Annotated in this window: 8 protein-coding genes; 5 read left to right on the top strand and 3 right to left on the bottom strand. The window is 59.6% G+C overall.

All coding sequences use genetic code 11. The features are described from left to right. The 3 genes from NOR97_RS02940 to NOR97_RS02930 all read right to left on the bottom strand — a co-directional run bounded on the left by NOR97_RS02940 (position 1) and on the right by NOR97_RS02930 (position 3,618). Complete coding sequence (locus NOR97_RS02940) at positions 1-2,403, bottom strand: FAD-dependent oxidoreductase (RefSeq protein WP_257600164.1); 2,403 nt, start codon at positions 2,401-2,403, stop codon at positions 1-3. A 111-nt stretch (positions 2,404-2,514) separates the two neighbouring features. Then, the gene (locus NOR97_RS02935; RefSeq protein ID WP_171205580.1) at positions 2,515-3,144 is read right to left on the bottom strand and encodes a glutathione S-transferase family protein; all 630 of its coding nucleotides are present in this window, start codon (positions 3,142-3,144) and stop codon (positions 2,515-2,517) included. Positions 3,145-3,162: 18 nt separating this feature from the next. Beyond that, entirely contained in the window at positions 3,163-3,618 is a 456-nt protein-coding gene (locus tag NOR97_RS02930) for a class I SAM-dependent methyltransferase (protein WP_257600822.1), read from the bottom strand. A gap of 275 nt (positions 3,619-3,893) precedes the next feature. Here NOR97_RS02930 and NOR97_RS02925 point away from each other — a divergent pair, with 275 nt between their 5' ends. From NOR97_RS02925 to NOR97_RS02905, 5 genes are read left to right on the top strand one after another with little or no spacing between them, the layout of a single operon-like run. Further along, positions 3,894-5,666, top strand: a complete 1,773-nt coding sequence (locus NOR97_RS02925; RefSeq protein WP_257600163.1) for an ABC transporter ATP-binding protein — start codon at positions 3,894-3,896, stop codon at positions 5,664-5,666. Then, complete coding sequence (locus NOR97_RS02920) at positions 5,659-7,572, top strand: ABC transporter substrate-binding protein (protein WP_170344887.1); 1,914 nt, start codon at positions 5,659-5,661, stop codon at positions 7,570-7,572. The genes NOR97_RS02925 and NOR97_RS02920 overlap by 8 nt, the downstream gene beginning before the upstream one ends. A 14-nt stretch (positions 7,573-7,586) precedes the next feature. Beyond that, positions 7,587-8,615, top strand: coding sequence for an ABC transporter permease (locus tag NOR97_RS02915; protein ID WP_152457137.1), 1,029 nt, complete (start codon positions 7,587-7,589; stop codon positions 8,613-8,615). After that, entirely contained in the window at positions 8,612-9,766 is a 1,155-nt protein-coding gene (locus NOR97_RS02910; RefSeq protein WP_257600162.1) for an ABC transporter permease, read from the top strand. Before NOR97_RS02915 ends, NOR97_RS02910 begins: the two co-directional genes overlap by 4 nt. Continuing rightward, on the top strand, positions 9,763-11,118 hold the full coding sequence (locus tag NOR97_RS02905) for a CoA transferase (RefSeq protein ID WP_257600161.1): 1,356 nt from the start codon (positions 9,763-9,765) through the stop codon (positions 11,116-11,118). The genes NOR97_RS02910 and NOR97_RS02905 overlap by 4 nt, the downstream gene beginning before the upstream one ends. Positions 11,119-11,133 lie beyond the last annotated feature (15 nt).

Below are 11,133 nucleotides of genomic sequence, written 5' to 3'. Positions count from 1 at the left end.
TCAGCCTCGCATCGCTTTGCCCTGAGGATCATAAGGCGACGGCGCAATCACGCGCGCCGGACGTTCAACGCCCACCACATGGACGGACAGTTCCGTGCCCGGTTCCGCCTTGTCCCGATCGATCAGGGCCATCGCCAAAGACTTGCCGGTATAATGCCCGTAGCCGCCCGAGGTTACGAAGCCAACACGCTCGCCATTGGCCCAGACCGGTTCGTATCCGCTGGCATCTGCATCCAGTGCATCAATTTCCAGTGTCGCCTGAACTTGCGCGGGGCCGTTGCCGTCACGTTCGGCAATCGCGCCCGCCTTTCCAACAAAGTCCTTGTCCCAGTCGATCCAGCGATCCATTCCGGTCATGCCCGGTGTATAGGCCTGCGTGAACTCTGCCGACCAAATGCCAAAGCTCTTCTCGAGCCGTGTTGACAGCATCGCGTTGAAGCCGCATTCGCGGATACCTTCCCCGGCCCCCGCTTCCAGCAGGATGCGGCGCAGCTTGATGTGGTCGCCATAGCGGCAGTTGATCTCGTACCCTTTTTCTCCGGTCACCGACATGCGGGCGACGCGGGCGCGCACGAGGCCGATATCGAAATCGCCGCAGCCCATGAATTTCAAGCCCGAAATATCCTGTTCCGCCAGTTTTTCGACAATCGCCTGTGACTTCGGCCCGACCACGGCAAAGCCACAGTATTCCTCGCCCAGATCACGGATATTGACCCCATCCATCATGTGATCGTCGAACCAGCGCATATGCCAGGCCCGCAGGTAATAGCTGCCCATGATCCACCAGGTCCCGTCGCCCCAGTTGAGCACCGTCAGATCGCCCTTCAGGCGCCCATCCTCACCCAGCATCGGGGCCAGTTTCGCACGACCCGGAGCGGGGAGCTTGGAGGCCATTACTTTATCCAGCCAGGCTTCCGCATTCGGACCGGAAACCTCGAACCGCGAAAAGCCCGAAATATCCAGCAAGCCCGCACCTTCGCGGATCACTTTGCATTCCTCGGCCACGATGTCATGCGCGTTCGAACGCTTGAGCGTCGGCGTTTCCTCGAACCCTTTCGGCGCGAAATAAAGCGGTACTTCAAGGTCCCAGCTAACGCCCCATTTGCAACCCGCCTCGGTCATTGCATCATGCGCCGGTGCCATTTTCAGCGGCCGTCCGGCGGGCAGTTGCTCGTTCGGATAGGTCATCACGAAGCGGCGGGAATAGAACTGCCCGGTCGTCTCGCGGATATAGCGCTTGTTCTGGGCATAGTCGCCATAGCGCGCCACATCCATCGGCCAGGCGTCGGCCTCGGGCTCGCCATGGATCATCCATTCGGCCAGCGTCTTGCCGACGCCGCCGCCTTGCAGAAACCCGGCCATCACCGCGCAGGCGGTCCAATAGCCGCGCTTGCCCGGCACCGGACCGACCAGAGGGTTGCCGTCGGGCGAGAAGGTGAACGCGCCGTTCACCCATGTCTTGATGCCCACGTTCTGGATCGCCGGATAGCGTTCGAACCCCAGCGTCAGTTCGTTTTCGATGCGGTCCAGCTGCTCCTGGAATAGCTCTTCGCCATAATTCCACGGCGCGCCGTCCATGGCCCAGTGTTCGTGATCGACCTCGTAGATGCCCACCAGAACGCCCTTCTGGTCCTGCCGCATATAGGTGAAGCCCTCAAGATCCACGGTCATCGGCATCTCGAAATCAGCCGCTGCGACCTCGGGCACCGTGTCGGTGATCAGGTAATGGTGTTTCAGCGGAGAAACCGGCAGTTCGACCCCTGCCATGCGCCCCACCTGCTTGGCCCACAGGCCGGCAGCGTTGACCACATGTTCGCAGGTGATCGTGCCCCGGTCGGTCACCACCTGCCAGCCATCCGCCGTCTGGATCAGTTCCTCAACCTTGGTTTCCTCATAATACTCGGCACCGCGCTTCTTGGCGGCACTGGCATAGGCCTGCACGGTGCCGGTGGTGTCGATATAGCCTTCGCGGTCGGCCCACATCGCGCCCAGAATGCCGTCGGTGGACATGATCGGGCAGCGCTTCTGCGCCTCTTCCGGGGACAGCAATTCACAATCGTCGATGCCGATGGACTGGAAGATGCGGTAATTGGCTTGCAACCACTCCCACCGCTCGGGGGTTCCCGCCAGCGTCAGACCACCGGTCATGTGCAGGCCGATATTCTGGCCCGATTCCTTTTCGATCTCGCTGAGCAGATCAATGGTATAGGCCTGCAAAGACGCCATGTTCGGATCGGCATTCAAAGCATGAATGCCCCCCGCCGCGTGCCAGGACGACCCAGACGCCAGCCGCCGGCGTTCCAACATGACCACATCCGACCAGCCGAACTTGGCCAGGTGATACAGAACCGAGGCCCCGACAACGCCTCCTCCGATGACCACGACGCGATATTGGGATTTCATCCCGACCTCCCCTGAACAGAATCTGAGGAGACGCTAGTGGCACTGTTCACATCTGTCTAGACATTTCTGTACAGTACAAACCACAACGCAACCCGGCTCGGCTTGGCAGTTTTACAGGCTTGCGCTTGGTCGAGATTGGATGGCTTGAAACCACGCCAGGGTGGCGGCGTTGTCTTCCGGGATACGCATCTTGATGACGCGGGCGAAATCGACAAAAACAAAGGCCGAGATATCCGCCAAGGAGAATACATCACCGGCCACAAACGGGCTTTCCGTCAGACGTGACTCCAGCATTTCAAAGAAGGATGCCACACGCTCGCGCCCGCGCTGCGCAAGTTCGGGGATCTGCGCATGATTGGAGGGGCCCGGAATGGCGCGATCCTTGAAGGCGGGATGGCCGTTGCGCAAAGCCTCGGCAATCGGCGCCCCGCCCTGCTGTTCGACAATCGCGTTCCACATCAGGACCAGACCCTTTTCCTCGGGGGTTCGGCCCATCAAAGGCGGTTCAGGAAACTGCGCCTCAAGAAAAGCGGCAATGCCCAGGTTTTCCGTCAGAACGGTTCCGTCATCCGTTACCAGAACCGGTATCGTGGCCCGTGGGTTCACGGCGCGAAAGGCTTCGCTCAATTGTTCACCTTTCGCAATCGAGACCTCACGGGTTTCGATATCCAACCCTTTTTCGGCAATGAACATCCGCGCGCGGCGCGGGCTCGGAGCAGTGGAGCAGTCGTAAAAAATCATGCCGTTACCCCTTTTCGGTCAGCGGCGATAGATGAAACAGCGCCCTTCAACGGCGCCTTCGGGCAACGGCATCTCGGTCAGCCCCTCGAAATACATCCGATCACTCGAGACCATCAGCCCGCCCGGAGCAAGCAAAGGCTCGATGAGCGGAGATACAAACCGCGCGAATTTGTCATTCTTTTCGCGATTGTGCCCACCAAGATCCGCGTGGATCAGGCTGGCTGACGCGCCGAACCGTTCAACCGATGCAGGCAGGGTGTCCCGCACATCGCCCAGAATCACGCGATCTTCGGGCGGGGTCGAGTCGGGGTGCGAGGCCACCGCGCGTTCGAACACATAGACCGGGCGGCCATCCATGTGCTGCACAAGATGGTGATATGTACGCCCGTTGCCCAAACCCAATTCGAACACCGGACCCGTCATGCCCGCAGTGAGCCGGATTGCGTGATCCAGACAAGCGCGCTGTGACACCATGCGATCGATGAACAGATCCAGACGGCTTTGATTCTCGGACACCGGAAAATATCTCCTTGATACCAATCGAGAGCATAAATGCGCCCGATGCCGCCCTTGATGACAAAATCTCAAGACTTTGTGTAGCGACGAAGCCCATAGTTTCACGATTTCGCGACATTTCGGCCCAAGAACGGGTTTGACTAGACGGGCGGAACCGCGCGACACTGAACAAAAAATCACGGGGAGTTGAAGTAACCGATGTCATCGAACGGTCAAACGGGTGGAAAACCCGCATGAGCGCGTTGTTGTCCGTAAGAGACCTCAGTATCGGCTTTGGTACGGGCAATTCCGTGGTCACGAATGTGAACTTCGATGTCGAAGCGGGACAGACGCTGGCCCTGGTCGGTGAATCGGGATCGGGGAAAACAATCACCTGCCGCGCCGCCTTGCGCATTCTGCCCCGCACGGCGCAGATTCGAAGCGGAACGATTACCCTGAACGATTCCAAGGGCATGTGCGAGCTCACCACAGTGTCCGAACGTGCGTTGCGCGACATCCGCGGCAATCGGGTTTCAATGATCTTTCAGGAGCCCATGAGATCGCTGTCCCCGCTGCACAAGATCGGCAATCAGGTCAGCGAGGTTTTGTGGCTGCATCGCGGGCTGTCCGAGTCCGCGGCACGCAAAAAGGTCCTGACGCAGTTCGAACGCGTCGGTTTCCCAGATCCACAACGGGCCTATGACTCGTACCCTTTCGAGTTGTCCGGCGGTATGCGCCAACGTGCCATGATCGCCATGGCCATGGTGTCCAAACCCGAATTGCTGATCGCGGATGAGCCAACCACCGCTCTGGACGTGACCACCCAGGCGCAGGTTCTTGGCCTGATCAAGGAATTGCAGCGCGAAACTGGCATGGCGCTCATTCTGGTGACTCATGATCTGGGTGTCGTCGCCAACATGGCCGAGCAGGTCGTCGTCATGCACAAGGGACGTATCATGGAGGCCGGCCCCGCCGCCCCGATCCTGACCGCGCCCGCACACCCGTATACCAAGCAGCTGTTTGATGCCGCGCCGGAAATACCGGATCAGGATGCGGTGGGCATACCGATGCCCGACACGGATCTGATCCTTCAGATGAAGGATGTGTCCAAGACCTACACCATGCGATCCAGCAAAGGCTGGCAGTCCGACAAAGCAATCTATGCCTGCCGTGGAGTCGACCTGAATCTGGCGCGCGGCAAGACTTTGGCAATTGTCGGTGAAAGCGGATCGGGAAAGACGACGGCGGCCCGCATCGCGTTGGGGGCTGAATTGCCCGACCCCGGTGGTGAAGTCCTGTTTCGTACCGCCCCCGATGCCGACCCGATCACGGTGCACAACATGACCCGAGCCCAGCGCACGGCGTTTCAGCGCAAGGCGCAGATGGTGTTTCAGGACCCCTATAGTTCGCTCAGCCCCCGGATGCGCATCCAGGACGCCATGACCGAACCACTGGAAATCCACCGCATCGGCACAACAGCCGAACAGCGCGACAAAGCCGCCGAGATGTTGCAGCGCGTCGGCCTGACGGGTGATATGCTCAAACGCTATCCGCACGCGTTTTCCGGCGGGCAACGACAGCGCCTTTCCGTGGCCCGCGCCATGATGCTGGACCCGCAGTTGATCGTGTGCGACGAACCCACCTCGGCATTGGATGTATCTGTTCAGGAACAAATCCTGACCTTGCTGGAAAACCTGCAGGACAGCCTGAATCTGTCCTACCTGTTCATCTCACATGATCTGGCCGTTGTCGCACGGATCGCTGACGAAGTTGCCGTCATGCGGCGGGGTCTGATCGTCGAACAGGCACCGCCTGAAACTCTTTTCTACAATCCGCGCCACCCATACACCAAGGCGCTGATTGCCGCTCAACCCGAACCCGACATCAATCGCCCGATTGACCTGCAATTGGTTTCTCAGGGTGCCGGCGCGCCGGACAGTTGGGATGAAGCCTTTCGTTTCTCGGACACCGTGATACCCTCATTGGTGGAATTGGAACCGGGCCATAAGGTACGTTGCCATGTTTGATACCATTCGCCCTCTGCTGCTGGCTGCAATGCTGGCGTTTTCCGGGACCCTGTCCGCGGCGGCAGAGACAATCCCGACACCTCAGGAAAGCGCCTTCTGGAGCGCCGAGGTTGAAAGCGGCAATCTTCCGCCGGTGCAGGAGCGTTTGCCCAAGGACCCTCTGATCGTGGATCTGGCCGCAAAAGGAAGAGAATTCGGGAAACCGGGCGGTACTCTGCGCACCATGGTCACGCGATCCAAAGATATCCGGCAGATGGTTGTCTATGGTTATGCAAGGCTGGTCGGGTTCAACCAGGATTACGAACTGGTACCCGACCTGCTGGCCTCGTATGAAAACGAGGGCAATCGCAAATTCACCCTGAAACTGCGTGAAGGGCACAAGTGGTCGGACGGCTCACCCTTTACCTCGGAAGACTTCCGCTATTGGTGGGAGGACGTCGCCAACAACGAGTTGCTCAGCCCGTCTGGCCCACCTGATTTTCTGATCGTCGAAGGCAAAGCCCCCAAGGTCACGTTTCCTGACGAGACCACAGTGATCTTCGAATGGGATGACCCCAACCCGGACTTCCTGCAATCTCTGGCACAAGCACGACCACCGTTTATTTACCGGCCGGCCGCGTTTCTGAAACAGTATCACGAGAAATACGCGGACGCGGAAGAGCTTGCCTTTCAGGTTGAAGATGCCCGGGTCAAAAGTTGGGCGGCGCTGCACAACAAGCTGGATAATCTTTACAAATTCGACAACCACGAACTTCCCACGTTGCAGCCGTGGCTGAACGCCAGCTCGGGCAAGAAAATCCGTCACAACTTTGTGCGCAACCCCTATTATCACCGCATCGACAGCAAGGGGGTGCAGCTTCCCTATATTGACGTGGTCGAGATGGAGATCGTCGCCCCCGGTCTTGTTGCCGCCAAGACCAACGCCGGTGAAAGCGATCTGCAAGGCCGTGGCCTTGCCTTCCGAGACGCGTCGATCCTGAAGAAAGGCGAAGCACAAGGCGGATACAAAACGCTGCTGTGGAAAACCGGCGTGGCCTCGCAGATCGCGATCTACCCGAACCTGAACTTCTCTGATGACGTCTGGCGCGATGTACTGAGGGACGTTCGCGTGCGGCGCGCCTTGTCGCTGGCCATCGACCGGCAGACCATCAATCAGGCCCTATATTTCAAACTCGCACACCCTGCCGCGAACTCGGTTCTTCCCGCCTCGCCCTTCTACAGTGAAGAAAACGCCGCGGCCTGGGCGCAATACGATATCGATCAGGCCAATGCGCTTTTGGATGAGGCTGGTCTGGATCAGCGCGACAAAAACGGCATTCGCCTGTTGCCTGACGGCCGTCCGATGGAGCTGGTGATCGAAACCGCAGGCGAGCGGCAGGAGGTCGAAAACGCCCTTCAGATCGTAACCGACACCTGGCGCGATATTGGGGTCAAACTGGTCATGCGCCCGCTGGACAGGGACATCCTGCGCAACCGCGTGTTCGCGGGCAACTCAATGGCGTCCGTCTGGTACGGTTGGGATGACGGGATTCCGCAGGCGCACACCTCCCCGGCTTATCTGGCCCCGACTGACCAGGTGTTCCTGGCCTGGCCAAAATGGGGGCAATACTACCAGACCGGTGGCGAAGCGGGTGAGGCCCCCGACATGCCAGAGGCGCAGCGCCTGATGGAATTGGCGCATGAATGGCAAATCGCCACGACCGATGAAGAACGCGCAGCTGTCTGGAGCGAAATGTTGAACATCCACGCCGATCAGGTCTATGCCATAGGCATCCTGAACGGCGCTCCCCAGCCCATTGTGGTGTCAAACCGTCTGCGCAATGTTCCGGAACAAGCTATGTGGGCCTGGGAACCCGGTGCACATTTCGGCATTCACCGGCCGGACGAATTCTTTTTCGCCGACTGAGCAGGAGCAGCTAAATGATCATGCTGCGCTACGTGGTGTATCGCTTTTTCACGATGCTGCTGACTTTGTTGGTGGTCTCGGTTCTGGTTTTCGTAATCATCAACCTTCCGCCCGGCGACTATCTGAGCAACCAGATCGCCGAACTTCAGGCCTCGGGCCAGTCGGCGGGTGTCGCAAAGGCAGAGTTCCTGCGCGCTGAATATGCGTTGGATCGCCCCATGTGGGAACAATACCTGATCTGGATGGGTTTCTGGCCCGGACCGCACGGGTTTTCGGGGTTGATCCAGGGCAATTATGGCTGGTCTTTTGAATTCGACCGCCCCGTTTCCGAAATCGTCGGTGACACGCTTTGGTTGACGGTTGTGGTCAATCTGGCTGCGATCCTGTTTGTCTATGCCGTGGCACTACCATTGGGCGTTATCGCCGCCGCGCGGTCCCGGACATGGATCGATTATACCTCGGCCTTCGTGGGGTATCTGGGGCTGGCAACGCCGAACTTTTTGCTGGCGCTGATCCTGTTCTACTACGGCCACCAGTATTTCAACCTGCCGATCGGGGGCTTGATGGATCCAAGTTTCGAAGGCCAGCCGATGAGTTGGGAGAAACTGAAATCCATCCTCATCCACCTGATCGTACCGACCTTCGTCATCGGCACTTCAGGCGCGTCGGCGATGATGCAGCGTCTGCGCGCGAACATGCTGGACGAGTTGGGCAAGCCCTATGTGGAAACCGCCATCGCGAAGGGCATGGCCCCGTCACGGATGCTGACCAAGTATCCGCTGCGGGTGGCCTTCAACCCCTTTGTCGCCGATATCGGCAACCTGCTGCCATCGATGGTGTCCGGCTCGGTTCTGGTATCGGTCGTTCTGGGGTTGCAAACCATCGGCCCTACATTGCTGACTGCTTTGAAGACGCAGGATCAGTTCCTGTCAGCGTTCATCCTGATGTTCGTCGCCCTGCTGACGCTGATCGGCACGATGATTTCGGATATCCTGCTGGTGATGCTGGATCCGCGCATTCGGTATGAGGGGCGCGAAGCATGACTAACCGTCCTGACAACCGCTACGTCGATGATGCGCCGTTTGATCCGCAGGCCTCGATTCAGCAACTGGAACGCGCCGATCTGGATGCCCCCAACTGGGTTCTGGTCTGGCGCAAGTTCAAAACCCACAAGCTGGGCCTGATCTCGGGTATCTTCCTGCTGTTTTGTTATCTTATGCTGCCCTTTGCGGGGTTTGTTGCGCCTTACGGGCCAAATGACCGAAACGGAGAGCACCTGTACGCGCCGCCACAATCGGTAAACTGGTTTCACGAGGGTGAGTTCATCGGCCCCCACGTTTACCCGATCGTCGCCGAAGCGGACCTTGAAACCTTCCAATGGAAGTTCGTCCCCGACACGGAAGACCCGCGCCCGATCCGGTTCTTCTGCGAAGGCTCTGAATACAAGCTGGCCGGTTTCATACCGTCCGACACACACCTGTTCTGCCCGCCGGAAGGAACCACGCTGTTCCTGTGGGGATCCGACCGGCTGGGCCGAGACATCTTCAGCCGTATTCTCTATGGCGCGCAGTTGTCTCTGACGGTGGGTCTGATCGGTATCTCGGTGTCCTTCTTTCTTGGCATCCTGTTCGGTTCGATGGCCGGCTATTTCGGCGGGCGTATCGACTGGACCATCAACCGTGTCATCGAAATCCTGCGTTCGTTGCCGGAACTGCCGCTGTGGCTGGCCCTTTCTGCCGCCGTGCCTTCGAACTGGAGCCCGGTCGCGGTGTTCTTCATCATTTCGATCATTCTGGGCATCCTTGACTGGCCGGGCCTGGCGCGCTCGGTTCGCGCGAAATTCCTGTCTTTGCGGGAAGAGGAATACGTCAGAGCCGCCGAGATGATGGGCGCAAGTTCGGGCCGTGTGATCCGCAAGCACCTGCTGCCCAACTTCATGTCGCACCTGATTGCATCGGCCACATTGTCGATCCCGGCCATGATTCTGGGGGAAACGGCGCTCAGCTTTCTTGGCCTCGGCCTGCGCGCACCTGCGGTCAGTTGGGGCGTGATGCTGAATGACGCGCAGAACCTCGCTTCGATCGAGATCTATCCCTGGACGGCAATCCCGATGCTGCCGATCATTGTCGTGGTGTTGGCGTTCAACTTCCTTGGTGACGGGCTGCGCGACAGTCTCGACCCCTATCAGCAATGAGTCTTCTGGCCACGCTTCCCGCTGCTGACAGCTATCACAGGGTCGGTGCCGGTGTTCTGCCAAGCGCCTTCGCCGTTTCCGAACTGGCCACCGCCAGTTTCGCAGCCGTGGGGCGGGAAATGGCCCGGTTGATCCAGGCTCTCAACCTGTCTCCGAAGACACCTGAGGTCACAATCGATCACCGGCTGGCATCTCTGTGGTTCGGCTATTCCTTCAAGCCGGATGGTTGGGACATGCCCAGTTTGTGGGACCCGGTCGCGGGCGATTACAAAGCCGCGGATGGCTGGATCAGGCTGCACACAAACCTGCCCCGCCATCGCTCTGCCGCGTTGAAAGTCCTTGGTACCCGGCCAGAGCGTGAAGCCGTGGTAAAAGCCGTCAGGTCTTGGGCAATATCGGATCTGGAAACGGCGGTTGTTGCCGAAGGTGGGGTGGCCGCTGCCATGCGCAGCCGAGTGGAATGGCTTGATCATCCGCAAGGCCGCGCCGTGTCGCGCGACCCATTGATCGGATGGCAGGGACCGCGCTATGTCAATTTGCGCGACAGACCTCAGGCAACCCCTGATCGGCCTCTGGCAGGGTTGCGGGTGCTTGATCTGACACGTGTTCTGGCCGGTCCGGTTTCAACGCGTACGTTGGCCGGTTTTGGGGCCGAAGTTCTGCGCATCGACCCACCTGGCTGGGATGAACCGGGGGTGATCCCTGACATCTCGCTGGGGAAACACTGCGCCTATCTTGACCTGAAATCCGAAACCGGCCTTGAACGTCTGCACGGGCTGTTGTCTCAGGCCGATGTGTTCGTACACGGGTATCGGCCCGGCGCGCTGGATGCACTGGGATTGACACGGGCCAAACGTGACGAGCTGGCTCCGAACCGGATCGAAGTCACGCTGGATGCCTATGGTTGGCAAGGTCCATGGTCGACCCGGCGCGGGTTTGACAGCCTTGTCCAGATGAGCGCGGGTATCGCCCATGCCGGGATGGGTTGGGCGAACGCGGACAAGCCGACCCCGTTGCCGGTTCAGGCTCTGGACCACGCAACGGGCTACCTGATGGCTGCTGCCGTCCTGTCCGCGCTGGCCGAGGCCGCATCGGGCAATTCCATCATGCACGCACATCTCTCTCTGGCGCGTACCGCCGAACTTCTGGCCGTGCTCGGCAAGGACGAAGCAGAAACCGCGCCCATCAGCCCGGCAACAACAGATTACGGCACGGCGACAGAGACTTCCGGCTGGGGGCCGGGCCATCGCCTCAACCCTGCGCTGAGGGTCGGCGAAGCGACGATGCGTTGGGATTTGCCTGCGTCGAAACTGGGCGCTTCGGACCCTGTCTGGCCCTTCACCGCCAACTGACCATCCGCCGCGCGG

The organism is Ruegeria sp. YS9, from assembly GCF_024628725.1.
GTDB lineage: Bacteria > Pseudomonadota > Alphaproteobacteria > Rhodobacterales > Rhodobacteraceae > Ruegeria > Ruegeria atlantica_C.
This window is presented reverse-complemented; position numbering and strand designations above follow the sequence as displayed.

Excerpts from the sequence above, each read along its gene's own strand:
- NOR97_RS02915 (WP_152457137.1), top strand. The coding sequence starts at position 7,587 with ATGATCATGCTGCGCTACGTGGTGTATCGCTTTTTCACGATGCTGCTG.
- NOR97_RS02905 (WP_257600161.1), top strand. The coding sequence starts at position 9,763 with ATGAGTCTTCTGGCCACGCTTCCCGCTGCTGACAGCTATCACAGGGTC.
- NOR97_RS02920 (WP_170344887.1), top strand. The coding sequence starts at position 5,659 with ATGTTTGATACCATTCGCCCTCTGCTGCTGGCTGCAATGCTGGCGTTT.
- NOR97_RS02935 (WP_171205580.1), bottom strand. The coding sequence starts at position 3,144 with ATGATTTTTTACGACTGCTCCACTGCTCCGAGCCCGCGCCGCGCGCGG.
- NOR97_RS02925 (WP_257600163.1), top strand. The coding sequence starts at position 3,894 with ATGAGCGCGTTGTTGTCCGTAAGAGACCTCAGTATCGGCTTTGGTACG.
- NOR97_RS02940 (WP_257600164.1), bottom strand. The coding sequence starts at position 2,403 with ATGAAATCCCAATATCGCGTCGTGGTCATCGGAGGAGGCGTTGTCGGG.
- NOR97_RS02930 (WP_257600822.1), bottom strand. The coding sequence starts at position 3,618 with ATGGTGTCACAGCGCGCTTGTCTGGATCACGCAATCCGGCTCACTGCG.
- NOR97_RS02910 (WP_257600162.1), top strand. The coding sequence starts at position 8,612 with ATGACTAACCGTCCTGACAACCGCTACGTCGATGATGCGCCGTTTGAT.